Consider the following 18,387-nt stretch of genomic DNA (forward strand, 5'->3'; position numbering starts at 1 on the left):
CACGGCCTTCCTGCCGCGAGGAGGGTGTCCACGCGCGAGAACGCCCCTCCAAGGCCACGCGTTGGACCCTCCTCGCGGAAGGACGTTGTGCCCTTTACACGCGGGCCACGCGCTCCCGCGTCGCGCGCCTTGGACGCGCCTGGGCCGGCTCCGGACGCAGGTAGCCGACCGCGAGCGCGGCGATTTCATCCACGAACGCATCGTCCTCCACGTAGTCCGGCCTGTCCGTCAGCGCCGTGTGGCACAGAGCCTCCACGGTGTTCACCAGGATGAAGACCGCCATGTCCAGGTTCCGGGGGCGCAGGTCCTCGAAGCGGGGCGCGAGGAACGCCCGCACCAGCCGGTGCAGCCGCTGCGAGTACGCATCCGACAGGCCCCACTGTCGCATCCGCGGCATCAGCTCATGAAGCACCTGCTGCAGGCGAGGGTTCTCCCGCTTGACCGCGAGCACCTGCCGGATGATGGCCCGCATCGCCACCGGAAGCGGCTGCCCGGCGAGCGGCACCAGCCCGGACTCGAAGTCCGCCAGCGACCGCGCGCGGTGCTGCTCCATCAGCGCCGTCACCAGCCCCTCCTTGCTGGGAAAGTACTGGTAGAGCGAGCCCACGCTGACCCCCGCCTCCTGGGCGATGCGGTTGGTGCTCGCGGCCTCGTAGCCATCCCTGAGCAGAACGCGAGCAGTCGCGGTGAGGATGGCATCAACCGTGGCCTGCGCCCGCTCCTGGCGGGGCGCCCTGCGACGGGAGGGAGGGGGACGGCGGGGCATGAGGACTCCTCGAGGGAATGTGAGCACCACGCGAGTTGAGAACGTGAGCGACCGCTCACATTCTAACCCCATGCAAACGACCTCGTCCCAGTCTCCTGTTCATTCGGCTGTCTCGCCGTCCGCCCCGAGGGGCAAGGCCTTCCCCTACGCGGGTCACCGCGCGCTCGTGACGGGCGCGTCGTCCGGCCTGGGAGTGGTGTTCGCCCGCGCGCTGGCGGCGCGAGGGATGGACCTCATATTGGTGGCCCGCTCCGAGGACCGGATGCGCGCGCTGGCGGCGGAGCTGAAGGAGGCCTACCACATCCAGGCGGAGGTCATCGCGTTGGACCTGGGCCGCGAGGGCGCGGGCCGAGAGCTATATGCGCGGTGCCAGGAGAAGGGCCTGCGGGTGGACCTGCTGGTGAACAACGCGGGCTTCGGCACACACGGGGCCTTCGACGCGGCGCCGTTCGCGCGGCAGCACGAGCAGGTGATGCTCAACGTCACGTCACTGGCGGACACCAGCCACCTGTTCCTGCCGGACATGCTCGCGCGCGGCGTGGGCGGCATCCTCAACGTGGCGTCCATCGCGGGCTTCCAGCCGGTGCCGTACATGGCCATCTACGCGGCCAGCAAGGCGTTCGTGCTGTCCTTCACGGAGGCGCTGTCGGAAGAGACGCGCGAGCGCGGCGTGCGCGTGCTCGCCCTGTGCCCGGGTCCCGTGAAGACGGCCTTCTTCGAGGTGGTGGGCACCCAGCAGGCCGCGGTCGGTCCCATGGCGACGGCGGAGGAGGTGGTGCTGCACGCCCTCAAGGCCCTGGACCAGGGCCGCGCGTCGGCGGTGCCGGGGTGGCGCAACTGGATGCAGGCGAACCTGACGCGCTTCACGCCGCGCTGGCTGGGCCTGCGCGTGGCGGCCGTGATGATGCGGCCGCCAGAGGCGGTGGGCACGGGCACCGCGCGGCTCGCGCCGTAGCGGCGTGCCCCAGGCTCAGGATGCCGGACGCCGCTTCGGCACCGGCGGCGTGGGCGAGTCCAGGGCCACTGCGAGCTGCGCGTCGGTGAGCTGGAAGAAGGCCTCGCTGCGCGGGGCCCACTCGCCAGTGAAGACGAACGAAGCCCTCCAGCTCCGAAGGACTGATGCGTCCACGGAAGGCCACCACGGCCGGGTCGAGCCACGAACTCCAGCCCCCGTCCTTCCTGCGCCCGGATGTGCAGCGACTTGCACAGGGGTTGGCCAATCCCAAGGCCTGAAGTTCTCATCGAGGAGCACAGCGCCGCCCACCGGGCACGCTTTCCGGAAACCTGTCCGACTGTCGGACAGGGATGTGCCGCATGAAGCCCCACCTCCATGGTGGGCCGCGGTCGTGGCCGCGCGCGGACGCGAAGGTGGGGTATGGACAGACGCCCCCGCCCGGGGCCGGTTGCCTCAAAACCTGTCCGACAGTCGGACAGGAATGCACCGCATGAAGCCCCAACCTTGATGGTGGGCCGCGGTCGTGGCCGTGCGCGGACGCGAAAGTGGGGCATGGACAGACGCCCCCGTCCGGGGCCGGTTGCCTCAAAACCTGTCCGACAGTCGGACAGGTTTTCGCCCCATGCGGCCCGAGAACTTGTCCGACAGTCGGACAGGTTTTCTCCGACCGGGCCCGGAGGGTGCCCCCCTGGCTGGCAATGAGAAGGGTGGGCCCGCACGTCCATGTCAGACCCCTGTGGTTGGATGGCGATGCTGGGACGAGGAAGGGGAATGGGGATGGAGCGGCGAGGACTCGTGGCCTATGTGGAGGCGCAAATCGAGCGCGACATCGCGCTGGGGCGGCTGCACCCGAGCGGGCGATTCGGCTCCGAAGCGAAGCTGGCGCGCCGCTATGAGGTGTGCCGGGGCACCATCCGCGAGGCGCTGCGGCGGCTGGCGGCGCGAGGCCTGGTGGTGCAGCGCTCCGGCCGCAAGACGCGCGCGGTGCCGCTGGATGAGTCGCTGACGCTGGAGAACCTGGGCCTGGCGCTGCATGACGCGAGCAACCCGGATGCGCGGTGGCTTCTGGAGGGCTACTTCAGCCTCAAGCGGCAGGCGCTGGTGGAGTTGCTGGCCGACTGCTGCGCGAGAGCCTCGGACCTCGACCTGGACCGGCTGGGGAGCACGTGCTACCGGCTCCAGGACGCGGCGCGCTGGGAGTCGGGGGAAGTCTGCGCGCGAGCGGAATTCGAATTGCTTCGGCATGCGGCGCGGGTGGCGGCGCGTCCCGGGCACGTGCTCCTCGTTCAATCCCTGCAGCGGGCATTCCTGGGAGGAGCCGCCCAACTGCTGCCGCTCATGGGCGGAGGGGCGCTGCACGAGTGGGCCATCCGCGTGATGGAGATTCTGAACGAGCGCGACGTGCAGGCACTTCAGCATGAGCTGCCAGCATTGCTGAAAGCGCGCGATGAGCACGTGCTGAACGCCTTCGCCCCTGCTCCTCAGGGGCGCCCATCCTCTCAGGACGACCGCGCCCAGGAGGAAATCCCCCCTGCCCCTGCGTCAGCCACCGCGCAGGTCAATGCAATGGAAACACGCCCCGGCGTGGAGGAGCGTGGCCTTGACTGTCCCACCCCAGCAGTCGAGAGCAGTGAGGGGCTCGTCCAGGAACACGGCTTCCGCGTGGAGCAAACCAGCGGGCCGCTACTGTCTCCAGCCGCCATCGGGCTCGTACCCTGTGAGCCAGGTGGGGCGTGTGCCGGGGATTCGGTGAGCGCGGCCGTGGGCAACGTGTCCTGCTGTCGGACAGGTCCTGCCGCCTTGAGAGTGGAGGAGCAACTCTTGCCCAGGGGCTCTCGCGGGTTCTCTCAGGGGGCGGTGCACACGGACACCGGTCCGCTTCATGGTGGCCGGAGCCCCCTGGGGCAGTGGGCCGCTCGCCTCTGGCGATTCATTGCCATGACCCTGGGTCTGCCTGCTTCGTGAGTGGCGACGGCCCCTGCGTCCTCTGTTGTTCCTGGGGCGATTTGCGTCTGGCTATCTGCTCAAGGGACGGCCTTGGTGGTGGCTGGCGCGAAGGCCTCTCGCAGTACCTTCGCCTCCAGCGAACGGTAGATGTTGGCGTGGAGCAGGTCGGGATGGGGTTCGTACTTCCACTTCAGTCCCGTGGGCGCGGTCGCGCGGAACGCTTCGGCCAGGCGTCCGGCTTCGGCCGCGACGTCGTCGCCGGCGGACGCCATGTAGAGCGTGGCCTTCAGGCCCGGCCTTGCCTTGAGCTGGTCGCCGGCCTTGCGCACCCATTCCTCGTTGTTCCACCAGAGGCTGGGGCTCAGCGCGATGGATGTGCCGAACATCCCGGGCTGGAGGAAGAACGTCTCCATGATGAACAACCCCGCGAGCGACTCGCCGATGATGGCCGTCTCGTCGGTGACGCGGTACTTGCGGCGGACGTGGGGCATCAGCTCGTCGCGCAGGAAGGCGCGGAACGCCGCGGAGCCACCCACGCGCGGGGCGATCTTCTTGTCCTCCGCGACCTGCGTGGGGCCGGTCATGTCCCGGCGCCGTTCGGTGTTCTCGATGCCTACCAGGATGACGGGCCGCATCTCCCCGGCGCGGATGGCGGTGTCCACCGTGGTGGCGACGTGCGGGAAGTCTTCCTGTTCGCCGCCGTCGGGCATGTACAGGACGGGGTAGCGCACGCCCTTCGCCGCGTCATAGCCGGGTGGCGTGTAGACGTTGATGCGCCGCGTTTCCCGCAGCTTCTTCGACGGCAGCGTGAACGTCGCGTGCGGAGGCATCGGCTCCGTTTCAGCGGCCTGGGCCACGCCGCTGACAAGGACGACGGCGAGCAGGAACAGACGGACACCCCGCATGGGCTGCCACCTCAGGAAGGGATGAATGCTCGGGTTCTTCAGCGACGGGACGGCGGACGGGACGACGAGGACTTCGCCTTGGGCACGCGCCGGGCGACGAAGAGGGTGTGCCGCGGCCCCTTGGTGCCGTGCGCCGTGGGGTGGAGGAGGTTGACGGTGAAGCCCACCTCTTCCAGCAGCTTCACGTACGCGGGCGAGGGCCCGGCGCTCCACACCACCAGCGTTCCGTTGGAGCGCAGGGAGTTGAAGGCGTGCGACACGCCGGTGAGGTCGTAGAGGCTGTCGTTGTCCGGGTGGGTCAGGGCCTTCGGGCCGTTGTCCACGTCGAGCAGGATGGCGTCGAAGGCGCCCTGCTGCCTGCGCATCACCTTGCCCACGTCACCCTCCACCACGGTGACTCGCGGGTCCTCCAGCGGCGCGTTCGCCAGCGGCGCGAGCACACCCCGGTTCCACTCCACGACCGGGGACATCAGCTCCGCGACGACAATGCGGGCACCCGGTCCCAGTCGGTCGAGCACCGCGCGGACCGTGAAGCCGAAGCCCAGCCCGCCCACGAGCACCCGGGCGGGCGCGTCCGCCGCGAAGTTCGCGCAGCCGGCGTCGGCCATGGCCATCTCCGAGCCATGCTGGCGGCTGGACATCAACGTCTGGCCGCGCACGCGCAGCACGTACTCTTCGTCCCGCTTGGCGAGCACGACCTCGCCCACGTCCGGCAACTGCGCTCGCTCCACTGTTTCCCAGGGCTTCATGCCAGCGCTCTTCGCGCGACCGGGCCTCCGGGTCAAGTCGTCGCCTTGACACCCCGGGACGTGCCTGCGAAATGCCGGATGACCGCCCCCACCCCATGGAACGCAACGGACGACAGGCGTGGCCCCCGGAGCTCTCCGAGCCCTTGCGCGAGGTGGACCGCCTGCGCCGGGGAGGCCGCTACACGTCGGCGCTGGCGCTGGCGCGGACGCTGGCGGAGGCGCATCCGACGCAGGTGCGGGTGCTGGTCGAGGTGGGGCTGACGCTGGGGGTGTGGGGTGGCCAGCCGGCGGAGGCGCTGCCCTGGTTCGACCGCGTGCTGGAGTTGGCGCCGGGCCACGTGGCCACGCGCTACCACCGGGCGCTCACGCTCGCCCGGCTGGGCCGGCACGCGGAGGCGGTGGAGGAGTTCGCGCAGGTGGAGGCCGCGGGGTTCCGCAAGGCGCTGGTGCTGCACATGAAGCGCGCGGAGTCGCTCGGAGTGCTGGGGCGGTTGACGGAGGCGGAGGCGGACTGGACGGCGGCCCTGGCGGAGGACCGGGGCAATCCATGGCTGCTCCAGCAGCGGGCCCGGAGTCGCGCCCGCGCGGGGCGGATGGATGCCGCGGAAGCGGACCTCACCGAAGCACTCGCGTCCCAGGTCGGCGACGCGGTGGACCCCGAACTGCTGTACGAGCGGGGCGTGCTCAGGCTTCAGCGTGACGATGTCACGGGCTCTCGCGCCGACTTCCACGCGGGGCTCCAGGCCTTCCGCGTGGGTGACCCGCCGTCATTGCTGGACGCGCTCCGTAGCGGGCTCCAGGACGCGGCATCTCGTGAGGGCGGGACGCGCTGAGCACATCCTCGTCGCTGGGCGCGCTCCTTGGCGGGCGACAAGGCGCGGCTGCTTCTGAGGGCGGGACGCGCCGAGCGCCTTCTTGTGGATGGACGCGCGACAAGGCTCGACGGTGCGGGACGTGCTGGGCGCTTCTGTTCTCGCGACTGCCGCGCTGCCTCGGAGGGCTACGCGTGCTCGGCTTGTGCCGGCGCGGGATGGCCGCCGACACGGTTCGAGACCGCGAAGATCCCAGCTCCGACCAGTGTGAGCGCGACGGCGGCCCAGGCCGGCGCGAGGTAGCCATACCCGGCCGCGATGACCACGCCGCCCAGCCATGCTCCCGCCGCGTTGGCGATGTTCAGGGCGGAGTGCGACATCGACGCAGCAAGAGAGGGCGCACCGGGCGAAGCCTCCATGAGCCGCACCTGCACCGCGGGCGCGAGGAACTGCGCCGAGATTCCGATGAGGAACACGAGCGGGACCGCCGCCCAGGGCGACGTCGCCGTGAGCGCGAACAGGGTCATCACCAGCGTCGTCGCGCCAAACCCCACCCACATCGCGAGCGACACCGAATGGTCCGTCAGACGGCCTCCCAGCATCGCCCCCATCGTCATGCCCACGCCAAAGAGGGCGAGCACCCACGGTAGCGCCGACTCGGGCAGGCCCGACGCGAACGTCAGCGTCGGCGCGATGTAGCTGTAGACCGCGAACAGCCCTCCAAAGCCCACCGCGCCCACCAGCGACGTCCACCACACCTGCGGCTGCTTCAGCGCGGACAACTCCTGACGGATGCTGCTGCCTCCCAGTGACGCCACGTGCGGCACCCACAGCCACAGGGCCGCGAGCGTCACCAGTCCAATGGCACCGACCAGCAGGAACGTGCTCCGCCAGCCCAGTTGCTGCCCCAGGAACGTCGCCACAGGGACACCGATGATGTTGGCGACGGTGAGCCCGGCCATGATCAGCGCCACCGCACGCCCCTTGCGCCCGGCTCCCAACAGCTCGGCTCCCACGACGGAGGCCACCCCGAAGTAGGCGCCGTGCGGCAGGCCCGCCATGAACCGGGCCACGACGAGCGTGTCGAGGGTCGGCGCCAGCGCCGAGACCGTGTTGCCCAGGGTGAACGCCACCATCAAGAGCAGCAGCAGCGCCCGGCGCGACATCCGAGCGGTCACGATGGCGACCAGCGGCGCTCCCACGACCACGCCCAGCGCATAGGCGGCGATGACATGCCCGCTCCGGGGAATCGTCGTCCCCAGCCCGCTCGCGATCTGCGGGAGGATGCCCATGGTGGCGAACTCGGTCGTCCCGATGCCGAAGCCACCCAGGGACAGCGCCAGGAGCGCCCTTCCTACGTCTTGCTGCTTCATGGGTTGCCGCCCTGGGACCTTGTCTTCCGTGAATGAAATCTGCACGATTCGGCATATATCTGCCGAATCAGGCTCCCGTTTGCAACGAGCCGAGCCGAAGTCGGTATCCGGGGTGCCGAATCAGGCATGGAGGCGGACGCATGGTCACCCAAGAGCGGCACAAGCGGATCCTCGAGCTCCTGGCCCGGGACCAACGTGTCGCCGCGTCCGCGTTGGCCGAGGAGTTCAGCGTCTCCGAGGACACCATCCGCCGTGACCTCCGGGAGCTGGCCGAGGAGGGGCTGCTCCGTCGCGTCTATGGCGGCGCGGTCCCCCGCACGCCCATCTCGCCCACCTATGCGGGAAGGCGGGAGGAGTCCGTGGCGGCCAAGGGCGCCATCGCCGCCACCGTGGCGGGCCTGCTCCGCCCCGGACAGCTCATCTTCCTGGACGCGGGGACGACGGCCACGGCGGTCGCGTCCCAGCTGCCGGCGGACCTGAAGCTGACGGTCGTCACGCACAGCCTGCCCGTCGCCTCCGTGCTCGCCGAGCACCCGCTGGTGGATGTCATCCTGCTCGGAGGACGGCTGCTGAAGGATTCCCTCTCCCTGGCCGGGGCCGAGACCGTGGAGGGGTATCGCAAGTTCCGCGCGGACCTCTGCGTGCTCGGGACCGCGAGCGTGCACCCGGAGCTGGGGTTGGGCGTGTTCAGCCACGAAGACGCGGAGGTGAAGCGCGCCATGGTCGCCGCGGCCACGGAGGTCATCGTCATCGCGGCCGGGGAGAAGCTGTGCACCACGGCTCCCTATGTCGTCGGACCGCTCTCCCTCATCGACCGGCTGGTGACGGACGCCCCTGCCCCCGCCGGTTTCGCACGGGAGCTCGCGCTCGCGGGCGTCGAGCTCGTCCAGCGCTGATCATCCCTCGCGGGGGATGGGCTCGAACTCGATCGTCTTCCCGTGGGGGCGCACGTAATAGAGGTGGATGCGCAGGTGCGGGTACGCCGTCTGCAGTTCCTTCGCGCCGAAGTGCAGGTCCTTCAGCTGCTGCTCCACGGCGATGTCCGGGCCCAGCGCGCTGTGCTTCGCGTGGTAGTAGCCGCACCCCGCGTGCGCCAGCAGCAGCACGTCCTCGATGTGGTGGCCTTCGATGAGGAAGCGGGCGGCCTTCGTGAAGCCCTCGCTCTCCAGGTAGTCCGACGCCCAGCGGTTGAGGAGCGCGGGGCCTCCGGGGAGGGTGAGCGTGTCGATGCGAGGGTGGCCCAGGTGGCGGGCCAGGTCCTCCACGGCCTCGGTGAAGCGCCCGTCCGAGCAGTACACGGCCAGGGCCTTCGGGTGGACGGCCTCGAAGGGGACGCGGGAGACATAGGGTGCGCTCATGCGCCCCAGGTTAATGGCTCCCGGCCTCCACGAAAGCGCCTTGTGCCCCGAAGCACTCCCGGGGGCGCGGGTGGGACACGGACTCAGCCCTCGCGAATGGCCCGGGCCTCGAGCGCGGCGCGGGCCCGCTCCGCGAGCCGGAGGCTGTCGGGAAGCTCCCGGCCCAGCAGCCTCGGGACGCCCACGGCCAGCGCCACCGCGTTGCTGTAGAAGCACGCCTGCGCCCGGGACAGGTCCGCGAGCGGCAGCACGCGCTCCACCACCGGCAGGCCGTCCACGGACGCCATGGCCAGCAGCACCGCGCGCGCGATGCCCGGCAGGCACGGCGCGGACAGCGGCGGCGTGACGAGCGCGCCGTCCAGTTGCACGAAGAGGTTGGCGGTGGGCAGCTCGCAGACCTCCGCCGCCTCGTTGGTGAGCACGGGCATCCACGGCTGCAGCGCGTGCTGGCGGAACCAGGCCAGGCCCTTGTGGTTCACCGTGCGCTCCGCGCGCCGGTAGGCCCCGGCCTCCACGCCTTCCAGTTCGCGGCCCTGCCGGTGCAGGGCTTCGAGCTCCGGGGGGAAGGGCCGGAAGGTGCACAGCACGTGTCCGTCGCTGACCGCGAGCTTGCCCACGCCGGTGAAGCGGGGACCCATCGCCGCATCCGCGGTGAGACAGCGGCGCAGGGCTTCCCGCACGGCGTCCTCGCGGAGATGCGCGGGCGCCGGAGCGCGCACCGCCGTGGAGAACGCGTCCAGGCTTCCGCGCAGGCGGGACAGGTGCCGTGCGAGGAACCTCGGATGCCCGGAGTCGATGCGGAAGGTGGTGAAGAAGCCCGCGCCGAAGAAGAAGCCCTGGGAGAAGTCGTGCAGGCGCAGGTCCTCCCAGCGCTGGACGACGCCATCGACGGTGACGGTGGAGTACATGATCAGGCCTGGCGGGCGGCGGGCAGGTAGCCGTCGAGCGGCGCCAGGGCGCTGCTCCGGATGCGCAGCTCCACTCCGTCCGTCCCCACCCGGAAGGTGTCCCAGTGGAGGAAGAAGCGCCGCTCGTGGACGCGGTCACGGACGTCCGCCCAGGGGATGCACAGCGGCGGGTGGCCCAGGCGGAAGGGGAGGAGCACCGCGAGGTAGAGCCCCCGCGTGTCGCCCCCCACGGTGAGGCAGCCGCGGTACTCCACCCCGCCGACCTCGCCGGAGGTGAAGGAGCTGCACGGAAAGCCTCCGCCCTTGTCCAGGCGGTAGTCCCGCGCGAGCCGCCGCCAGCCTCCCATCGAGGCGAGGACGTACGAGACGATCACGAACATCACCGGGAACAGGGCCAGGAAGAACCACGGCATCACGTGGGGGGAGAGCTGCGGAGACATGGCGCCATTGTAGACCCGCGTGCGCGGCTGCGTTGAGGGCCCTTCACGGGCTGACCGCGTCGCCGAGCGGGAGGCTCGCGGAGGCCGCCGGGATGCCGGGCAGCGTGAAGAAGAACGCGGCGCCGTGGCCCGGCTGGCTCTCCACCCAGACGCGGCCGCCGTGGGCCTCCACCAGCCCCTTGACGATGGCGAGCCCCAAGCCGGCGCCCGCCTTGCGCGTGTGGATGGCCTGCCAGAAGCGGTCGAACACGTGGGGCATCGACTGCGAGTCGATGCCCGGCCCCGAGTCCTTCACGCGGAAGCACACATGGTCCCCCCGGCGCTCGGCCTTCAGGAGGATGTGGCCCCCGGCCGGGGTGAAGCGGATGGCGTTGCCCACCAGGTTCTGGAAGACGCGCACCATGCGCGCCCGGTCCGCGCGCACCTGGGGGAGGCCCGGCTCGGACTCCACTTCGAGCCGCAGCGCCTTGTCCGCCGCCAACAGCTCGTTCAAGGCCTGCACCTGGTGGAGCAGCCGGGGCACGTCCAGCGGCTCCACGTCCAGCATCGTGCGCCCAGATTCCACACGCGCCACCTCCAGCAGGTCGTCGATGAGCCCCTCCATGTTGCCCACCACGAGGCGGACCTTGCGCAGGGCCTCCGTGGCATGGGCCTCCTGGTGCGTCCGGACCAGGCTGCGCTCCGCGGATTGGGACAGCAGGGTGATGGTGTTCAGCGGCGCGCGCAGGTCATGGGAGACGATGCCCAGCGTCTCGTCGCGCTCGGCGATGGCCTGCTTCGCGGTGCGGTACAGCCGCGCGTTCTCCAGTGCCAGCGCGGTCCGCCGCGCCAGCTCCTCCACGAGCGGAAGGCTCTCCGTTCCGTAGCGCAGGCCCGGGTGCGTGGACACCAGCAGCAGCACGCCCAGGGAATGGTCCTGGAGGGCCAGCGGCACGGCCACCGCGGACTCCACTCCGGGGCTGTCCGCGGGGGGCCCCTGCAGGAGCACTCCCGACTCCGTGCGCAGCGCCTGCGCCACGGTCCGCCCCAACGCGGCCGCGGCCCCGGGGAGGCACGCCGCTCGCAGCGTGTCCGCCAGTTCGTGCGTCACGGCGGCGACCTCGGTGGAGGCCCCCTCATCGAGGCAGCCACCCCGCGTGGAGATGGCGCAGCCGTCCGCGAGCGTGGGCACCGCGAGCGTCGCCACCGTGCGGACCACCTCAACGCAGTCCAGGGAGCGCGTGCTGGCGGCGCCCATGTCGGAGAGGAAGCGGCTCCACAATTCGACGCGCCGCTTTTCGGTGATGTCGCGGAAGTAGACGGAGAGTCCTTCCGGGGACGGATACGCCACGACGCGCAGCCAGCGGTTGTCCACGAGCGAGGGTTGCTCCTCCTCCACGGGGAGCTGCGCCGTCGTCGCCCGGCGCACCAGGGCCGCCATGGCCGGGCCGTGGTCGCTGGAGAAGACCTCCTCCAGCCGCCGGCCCAGCAGCACCTCGCGCTTGAGGCCGAAGTGGGCCTCCGCGGGCCGGTTCACATAGGTGAAGCGCCCGTCCCGGTCGAACGCGGCGAAGCCGTCGGCGATGCGCTCGAGCACCGCGTTCATCCGCTCGCGGGCGGCCTCCGCCTGCTCGCGGGCGGCCTCTTCCCGCACCAGCCGGCTGCGCGCCTCGTCGGCTTCGTAGCGGGCGGTGATGTCCTCGTGGGCCATCACCACGCGCAGCGGGCCCGACCCGATGAAGCGCGTGGCTCGCAGCAGGAACCAGCGCCGCTTGCCTCCCGCGGGCTCGTGGCACGGGTAGTCCAGGAGGAACGACTCGCTGCGGCCCGCGAGGATGTCGCGGATGCCTTGCGCCACGGCGGCGGCTTCCTCGGCGTACTCGCCCCGTGCGTTCTCGGTCACCTCCAGGTAGTTCGCGCCCACGCCGCAGCGGGCGTCCCCGTCCGCGCAGCCGTTGTCGCGCGCGAAGCGCCTCCATGCGGCGTTGACGGCGAGGATGGCGCCCCGGCCATCCAGGATGGCGATGTGCGTGGACAGCGAGTCGAGCGTGGAGCGCAGGAACTTCTCCGACGCATGCAGTGCATGTTCGGCGCGCTTGCGGGGACTGACATCCCGGAAGCAGACCGTGAGGCCTCCCGAGGAGGGGTACGCCCGCACGTCCAGCCAGGCATCGAGGGGTTCGTAGTAGGACTCGAACGCGACATGGACCTGCTCCGCGAGCGCCCGCCGGTACTCCTGCTCGAACAAGGAGCCGCGCGCCGCGGGGAACTCATCCCACACGTCGCGCCCGAGGAGCTCCGCGCGCGGGCGGCGCAGCAGCCACTCGCTGCTCGAGTTGAGGTAGGTGAAGCGCCAGGAGCGGTCGAGCGCGAAGACCGCGTCCGAGATGCGCTCCAGGGCGTCGAGGGCCTGGATGGATGAGGGGGCCTCGGTCGCGGGGCGCCCACGCGAGGTCCGTCCCTGGCCCTGTCGCACGGCCATTCCTCCACTCCCCTCATGAAAGACACTTGAAGGAAGTATGGGAGTTGCTGCCTCGCGGAGCCGCGCGGGGATGACTCCCCGCTCGTGGGCCAGTCCCGTCCACGGGAGGGGAGCGCCCCCCTGCCCGCGGGCCTGAAATCCCGCGGGGAAGGGGAGCCTGTGAGACGGACGTCAGGAGCCCTGCTCGCGGGTGCGATGCGCGAGCTGGAGGATTTCGTCCTCGGAGAGTTGGTCGGCCTTGACGATGTTCCGGTCCGCCTTGAGCTGTTCGACCTGGCCATCTCGCAGGACGTGGAACTGGCCCGTCTTCTGCGCGGGAAGACGCGTGGCGGGATCCATGCGCGCATCCGAGAACATGGGCCGGAGCTTGCCGAGTGCGCGGTCCTCCCTCACGCGGCCAATGAACCAGCTGCGCACGTTCTCCCGGCACTTGTAGTCCAGGTCGCCCGGGCTCTGGGTCGCGAGCATCACGCCGATGCCCGCCGAGCGTGCGCGCTTGAGCAGGTTCTCCATGGGCTGCTTGGTCGCGGGGATGCCCACGGCCGGCAGGTACATGTCCGCCTCGTCGAACATGAGGATCGCCTGGAGCTTGGAGGAGGGATGCTGGCTGGCCCAGCGATTGGCCTCCACGAGCAGCTGCGACACCCAGAAGAGCGCGCCCTGCGTTCCCCCGAGGAACTTGGTGCTGATGATGCTCAGCCGCGTCTTGCCCGGCACCTTCGTGCTCCCGAGCCCGAGCAACTCCTCCATGTTCAGCTTCTCGCCCTGGGAGGCCAGGAGGTTTCGCGCGTTGAGCCGCAGCGTCGCCAGGTCCTGGGCGAGCTTCGGGAACACCCTCTGGTCGATGCCGCTCGTCTCCTGGACCAGGGTGACGTCCTCGGACGCGATGAACTTCTGGAGCAGGTCCAGGGTCAGCTCCTGTCCGATGGGGCGCTCCACCAGCAGCCGCAAGGCCTGGGCGAGCAGCGCCTTCGCGGCCCTGTCCCTGGCGCTGTTGCGGTACTCGAGCATGCTCGAGATGGCGTCCGCGGCCTGCATCACGCTCTGTTCGCGCTCTTCCGGCGGCAGTGACTCCAGCCCCCGGGGGACCACGGGAATCGCGAGCGCGCGTCCGTCCGTGCGGCCCGGCGTGTAGAGGGCCACGTCCACGCGCTCCCGCAGCAAGCGCCGGCGCTCCTCCATCGCGGGGTTGCTCAGCTCCTCCTCCCAGGACTCGCCGCGCGCATACGCGGCGAGGTCGCCCTTGCGGTCCACCAGCAACGCGGGAATGCCTTGCAGGAGCAGTTGCTCGATGAGGTTCAAGGCCAGCGTCGTCTTGCCGCTGCCGGAGCCGCCGAGGAACGCGCTGTGTTTCGTCAGTTCCTCCGTCTGCACGAAGACGGGATTGGTGAAGACCCCCTCGGAATCGCCGACCCGCAGCGCGCCCGGCTTCGTGTCATTCGCGGGCGGCTTCTGCTGCGGCATCTCCTTGGGCGTCTGGGTTCTCTTCTGGCCCTTGCCCACGAGCGGCTCGCTGACGGCCTTGATGCGCTGTCCGTCCAGTTCAACCTCTTCCTGCGGGACGCGGGCGGTGACGGGTTCTGGCTTCTGGACGGCCTTCTCGGGGGGGACGTGGGGCGGGCTCTTCTCCAGGGCCAACACGTCCGAAATCGCCTTCAGCCGGGTGACGGGCCGCATCGACCGGCTCCACTCCATGAATGCGGGCGCGGGGTGGTCCTTCTGGAAGGACTGCAATGCCACCAGCTCACGCAGGTCGCTGTTGCCGATCACCGCCCGGCGTCCGCCCTTCTTGAGCAGCACCGTGGTCTGGTCCGCGACCAGCGTCCCCAGCGTTCCGGGAAACTCCGTCGTGCGCACGAGCACCGGGAGCTTCCCCGCCGAGGCCTTCAGGGCATCCGCCATCTGGCGTCCCAGCCCACCGCCTCGTGGCGAGCGATTGCAGAGCGCCACGAACATCTGGGTGTTGCCGGGCTGGATGGTGACGTTCAGGGAGTCCTCGTCGCGGGGCTTGACCTGGAATCGGGTGGAGCCTCCCAGCTCGTCTCCGCCCAGCTCGATGGCCCAGGCCAGCAGCGCGGCGACATCCGAGTCCTCCTCGGGAATGGCGCCCTTGAACTTCGCCCGGAAGTCGATCCACGCCTGGTCCGTCTTGTGGACGCCGTTGACTTCCGGAACGTGAGGGGGCTTGCCGCCACCCCTGACGGACATGGGCAGCGGAAACTCCTTGGGGAGCTTTCCATCCTGGATGGCGCGCTCACGGTAGCGGCGGCACTGGTTGAGGACATCCCGCGTTCGCTGACCGCTGAGCATTTCGAAGCCCTTCGCGGGGAAGGGGTAGGTGGGGTCGGCGGGATCCGGCGCGATGCCGGATTGCGCGAACAGGACGCTCAGCCTGCGTGCCGCGATGTCCCGGGCTGTCTGCGCCGTCACCACCGTCTCCAGCTCGACAGGCTCGGGATCGTGCTCGATCCGATCCCGCATGGCCTGGTTGAGCTGGTTGCGCATCTTCATCCAGAAGTCTTCCAGGCAGCAGACCACCACGACCGCGGTGGGCACCTTGCCGGCGAAGGCGGCCAGGCTGTTCATCGCCCGGCGGAAGGAGGGCTCCATGCCAGGGCTCTGCTCGAAGTCGCTGATGTCCTCCACCTGGTCCACGCAGAGCACCATGGCCTGCCCCATCACCCCCATGAGCAGCCCCAGATGGCTCAGCATGCGGATGGGGTCGTTGTCGGCGGTCCGTGGGACCAGGTCTCCAATCACGGCGCGGTCGACGGGGGGGAGGTCCTCGCAGCGCAGCCACTGGAGGATGCGGTGGTGGAAGCGCGCCTCCCGCCGCTGGAGGCAGATGAGCGCGCGCAGCAACTGCACGTCGATGTGACGGAACGCCTCGTCCGCGTGGAGCTCATCCGCGACCGAGCGGATCATGTCGTGGAGCTCGTGCTCCTCCAGGATGCGCTCTTCCGGGATGAGCGGGGCGAAGGCGCTCCTGCACCGGGCCATGACCGCGTCCGAAAGCCGCATCAGCCCGGAGTCCTCACCCTCGCCGGAGTCATAGGGCTGATCCAACGAGTCGATGAAGTACGACAGGATGTGGCGGTCGTAGTGGGACGCATCCACGGTCATCGGCATGTAGCCGACGTAACCCACCTGCCGGGCGTGGACGCCGTTGCGGAAGGCGCGCACCAGGTGGGTCTTCCCGCTTCCGGACTCACCCAGCAGCAGCAGCATGCGGCCCGCGTCCGGCGGGGGATTCCGGGTGGCACGCTTCACCAACCGCTCGAAGCTCGCACGCGCGGGAGCGTTGAGGGACTCGACATCGAAGGGGTCCCGCTTCCAGAGGGTCTGTCCCTGCTGGACGCTGCTGAAGACTTCGGGACCGTCGGCCAGGAAGGCCGCGAGGCGGGCGTCGGTGGGCATGGGGGTTCCAGGAGGGTTCGGGCTAGATGACGACGAAGTGGTACGTGGCGCCGTAGGACTGCACTTCGGACTCGGCGACGTCCGTGGCGTTCATGTGCTGGACCAGGTCCGCCCGGCTCAGCGACAGGTGCCGCTTGCGGTTGGCGTCGAGCAACGCGGTGTCAAACGCCTCGCGATTGCTCCACTCCGGCTGGACCGCTTTCCAGACGTGGGAGATGAAGACCTTGTTGTCGCCGAACCGCCCCGTGGGGAGCTTCCTCGCCACCGCGAGGATGCGCGTTGCGAAGGAGGCCGTGTCGGCGGGAAGTGCTGCCGGAGGCGTCTCCACGCGCACGGGCTTGGAGGTCTTCGTCTTCGACGTGTCCTCGCCTTCGGGCAGGACCCAGCGCCGCAGCGCGGACATCCGGACCACCTCCGCGTCCACTCGCGACGCACCGACGGCGCGGGCAGCCAGCAGGTCCAGTCCCCGCCTCGCGTTGGTGACCTCCTGGCCCAGGATCCTGCTCAGCAGGTGGGCCTTCAGCGCGGCAAGGGTGAGCTTCTCATCCGTCTCCACGCCCAGCTCCCGCCACAGCAACCGGTCTTCGACCTGCGCCAGCGTGGGGAGCTCCGGTCCTTCCACCTTGTGGGCCCGCTTGAGCAGCAGGGACCGCACGCCCCCGGCATTCGACAGGCGCCCGAACACCGCCTTGGAGTTCGGCAGGCCCAGGCCCTTCGCCAGCAGGTGCTGCTGCTTCACGCGCTTCCACGTGAGTCCCTTGGGGGAGTCCACCCGCAGGAACTTCAAGGCACGCTGCCGTCCCTGCGAGGTCAGCGCCAGCGCCGCGCGGCTCCGGGCCTCCACCAGCTTGTCCTCCTGTAGCTCCGTTAGCAGCGCGTCGAACCGGCGGGTCCACTCGCCCCGGCTCCAGCGGTGCTCCACGAAGGCCTGCAGCGTCTTCGCCAGCTCAGTGCGCGTGCCCGCCTTCTTCGGCGAGCGCGTCGCCAACCAGGCCAATGCCAGGCCCTGAAGCCGGGTGTCAGGAGTGTCGGTGTCCATGTCGTGGCTCCCGCCCGCCAGGCTCGCGCCCGCGGGCTTCAATCAACGTGTCGAGGGTGTGGAAGATGTGTTCCAGCTGGGACAGCACGTCCGTCGCGAGCAGCCGGTACACCCAGTAGCCCTCGCGCTGCAGGTCCAGGTCCTTGCGCCGGTCGCGGCGGAACCGCTCCGGATCCTGGAAGTGGTGGTAGCCGTCGATCTCCACCGCGATGCGCAGCGAACGGCACAGCAGGTCCACCTCCCAGCTGCGCTTGTCCTCGGGGTGAATCCGGACGTTGAGTTCGAAGAGGCCCGCCGTGCCCGGGTGCTCCTCCAGCCGGTCGCGCAGGTACGCCTCCGCCTTGCTCCGCGCCCGGTCCGCGCCCGCCGCGCCCGCGCCCGTCAGCACCGCCAACGCCACCTCGGCGGCGCTCGCCCGCTGCTGCTCGGACGCCCCCGTGCGCTCCAGCTTGCGGAGCGTCGCCACCGCGCTCGCGGCCTCGGACGGCTCCGCCGGCACCTCCAGCACGCCCTCGCGCACCTGCGCCTTCAGCCGTGTCTCCCCGCCCGCAAGGAACGCTCTCAACGCCTCGCTGGACACCACGCACGCCACCGCGAGCGCCGGCACCGCGTTGCTCAACACCCCCGCCACCTGGAGCCCGCGGCACGATGGCGCCTCCCCCACCGCCATTCGCACCACCGGCGCCTGCCCGGGCGGCACCAGCGCGTGCACCGCACGCAGCCCCGCGCCCAGGTTCCTCGCGAGCGCCGTGCGCACGGCGTTCGGGAGCGCTCCGGGTTCCACGGCCTCACGGCCAATCACCAGCTCCCGGCACAGCGCCCACGTGGCGTCCGCCAGCATCGCGGGCGGCGGCAGCGCCTCCAGCAGCACGCGCCGCTCATGGGCTGTCTTTCCCTGGAACCGCGGCGTGTGTCTGGGATTCGCCGCCGTCAAGCTGAACGTCGCCAGCGCCTCCGCGTCCGCCCCCAGGTCCCGGGTCGCCGCCAGCGCCCGGGCCCAGCCCAGCGCCGCCTCGTGCGGGTCCTCCCCGGACACCTCCACCACCGTCAGCCCGTGCCTCGCGGCCCACTGGCTCCAGAGCGTCCCTCCCAGGGCCTCCGGTCCCTCCAACACGCTCAGGGTCGCGATGCCCTCCGCCCGGCGCCGGGCCTGGCGGTCCAACGCATCCAGCAGCGCGACGTCACCCGCCAATGGCAAGCACTACCCCCCGGGAGTGATGGCTTCACCGCCCCTCGTGAGCAAAAGACTGCTCCCAC

General features: G+C 70.4%; 16 protein-coding genes. 4 read left to right on the top strand and 12 right to left on the bottom strand.

All coding sequences use genetic code 11. The features are described 5' to 3' along the window. Window positions 1–94: 94 nt before the first annotated feature. The gene (locus tag D7X99_RS05610) at window positions 95–766 is read right to left on the bottom strand and encodes a TetR/AcrR family transcriptional regulator (protein ID WP_120580940.1); all 672 of its coding nucleotides are present in this window, start codon (window positions 764–766) and stop codon (window positions 95–97) included. Between the two features lie 70 nt (window positions 767–836). Here D7X99_RS05610 and D7X99_RS05615 point away from each other — a divergent pair, with 70 nt between their 5' ends. Then, the gene (locus D7X99_RS05615) at window positions 837–1,721 is read left to right on the top strand and encodes an SDR family oxidoreductase (RefSeq protein ID WP_121776819.1); all 885 of its coding nucleotides are present in this window, start codon (window positions 837–839) and stop codon (window positions 1,719–1,721) included. A 15-nt stretch (window positions 1,722–1,736) separates the two neighbouring features. Here the strand turns inward: D7X99_RS05615 and D7X99_RS42680 are convergent, their stop codons facing one another. Further along, the gene (locus D7X99_RS42680; RefSeq protein ID WP_158626929.1) at window positions 1,737–1,895 is read right to left on the bottom strand and encodes a hypothetical protein; all 159 of its coding nucleotides are present in this window, start codon (window positions 1,893–1,895) and stop codon (window positions 1,737–1,739) included. 597 nt (window positions 1,896–2,492) lie between these two features. On the opposite strand from D7X99_RS42680, the gene D7X99_RS05620 reads away from it, so the two are divergent. Continuing rightward, window positions 2,493–3,686, top strand: a complete 1,194-nt coding sequence (locus D7X99_RS05620) for a FadR/GntR family transcriptional regulator (RefSeq protein ID WP_121776820.1) — start codon at window positions 2,493–2,495, stop codon at window positions 3,684–3,686. Window positions 3,687–3,745: 59 nt separating this feature from the next. On the opposite strand, the gene D7X99_RS05625 is transcribed toward D7X99_RS05620, so the two are convergent. Together D7X99_RS05625 and D7X99_RS05630 are read right to left on the bottom strand one after the other, a co-directional pair. Continuing rightward, on the bottom strand, window positions 3,746–4,573 hold the full coding sequence (locus tag D7X99_RS05625) for an alpha/beta hydrolase (RefSeq protein ID WP_121776821.1): 828 nt from the start codon (window positions 4,571–4,573) through the stop codon (window positions 3,746–3,748). A gap of 38 nt (window positions 4,574–4,611) precedes the next feature. Then, window positions 4,612–5,322: a hypothetical protein gene (locus D7X99_RS05630; RefSeq protein ID WP_121776822.1), complete on the bottom strand. Its 711-nt coding sequence runs from the start codon at window positions 5,320–5,322 to the stop codon at window positions 4,612–4,614. Between the two features lie 95 nt (window positions 5,323–5,417). On the opposite strand from D7X99_RS05630, the gene D7X99_RS05635 reads away from it, so the two are divergent. After that, window positions 5,418–6,155, top strand: a complete 738-nt coding sequence (locus tag D7X99_RS05635; protein WP_121776917.1) for a tetratricopeptide repeat protein — start codon at window positions 5,418–5,420, stop codon at window positions 6,153–6,155. Between the two features lie 167 nt (window positions 6,156–6,322). On the opposite strand, the gene D7X99_RS05640 is transcribed toward D7X99_RS05635, so the two are convergent. Further along, window positions 6,323–7,507 (bottom strand): MFS transporter, encoded by a 1,185-nt coding sequence (locus D7X99_RS05640; protein WP_121776823.1) that lies wholly within the window; start codon window positions 7,505–7,507, stop codon window positions 6,323–6,325. Between the two features lie 140 nt (window positions 7,508–7,647). Between D7X99_RS05640 and D7X99_RS05645 the strand changes: the two genes are divergently transcribed. Beyond that, window positions 7,648–8,403 carry a DeoR/GlpR family DNA-binding transcription regulator gene (locus tag D7X99_RS05645; protein ID WP_169826168.1) on the top strand — a complete coding sequence of 252 codons (756 nt, stop codon included), beginning with the start codon at window positions 7,648–7,650 and terminating at the stop codon, window positions 8,401–8,403. On the opposite strand, the gene D7X99_RS05650 is transcribed toward D7X99_RS05645, so the two are convergent. From D7X99_RS05650 to D7X99_RS44215, 7 genes are all read right to left on the bottom strand, one after another. Continuing rightward, entirely contained in the window at window positions 8,404–8,865 is a 462-nt protein-coding gene (locus D7X99_RS05650; protein WP_121776825.1) for a carbonic anhydrase, read from the bottom strand. It abuts the gene before it with no gap. Window positions 8,866–8,948: 83 nt separating this feature from the next. After that, the gene (locus D7X99_RS05655; RefSeq protein WP_121776826.1) at window positions 8,949–9,773 is read right to left on the bottom strand and encodes an aminotransferase class IV; all 825 of its coding nucleotides are present in this window, start codon (window positions 9,771–9,773) and stop codon (window positions 8,949–8,951) included. A 2-nt stretch (window positions 9,774–9,775) separates the two neighbouring features. After that, window positions 9,776–10,213, bottom strand: a complete 438-nt coding sequence (locus D7X99_RS05660) for a hypothetical protein (RefSeq protein ID WP_121776827.1) — start codon at window positions 10,211–10,213, stop codon at window positions 9,776–9,778. Window positions 10,214–10,256: 43 nt separating this feature from the next. After that, window positions 10,257–12,674 carry a PAS domain-containing protein gene (locus D7X99_RS05665; RefSeq protein ID WP_121776828.1) on the bottom strand — a complete coding sequence of 806 codons (2,418 nt, stop codon included), beginning with the start codon at window positions 12,672–12,674 and terminating at the stop codon, window positions 10,257–10,259. 171 nt (window positions 12,675–12,845) lie between these two features. Continuing rightward, complete coding sequence (locus D7X99_RS05670; protein ID WP_121776829.1) at window positions 12,846–16,091, bottom strand: DUF87 domain-containing protein; 3,246 nt, start codon at window positions 16,089–16,091, stop codon at window positions 12,846–12,848. A gap of 22 nt (window positions 16,092–16,113) precedes the next feature. After that, window positions 16,114–17,130, bottom strand: coding sequence for a hypothetical protein (locus tag D7X99_RS05675; protein WP_121776918.1), 1,017 nt, complete (start codon window positions 17,128–17,130; stop codon window positions 16,114–16,116). Next, entirely contained in the window at window positions 17,111–18,328 is a 1,218-nt protein-coding gene (locus tag D7X99_RS44215; RefSeq protein ID WP_147476033.1) for an endonuclease domain-containing protein, read from the bottom strand. Before D7X99_RS44215 ends, D7X99_RS05675 begins: the two co-directional genes overlap by 20 nt. Window positions 18,329–18,387 lie beyond the last annotated feature (59 nt).

Source organism: Corallococcus sp. AB032C (genome assembly GCF_003668935.1).
GTDB lineage: Bacteria > Myxococcota > Myxococcia > Myxococcales > Myxococcaceae > Corallococcus > Corallococcus exiguus.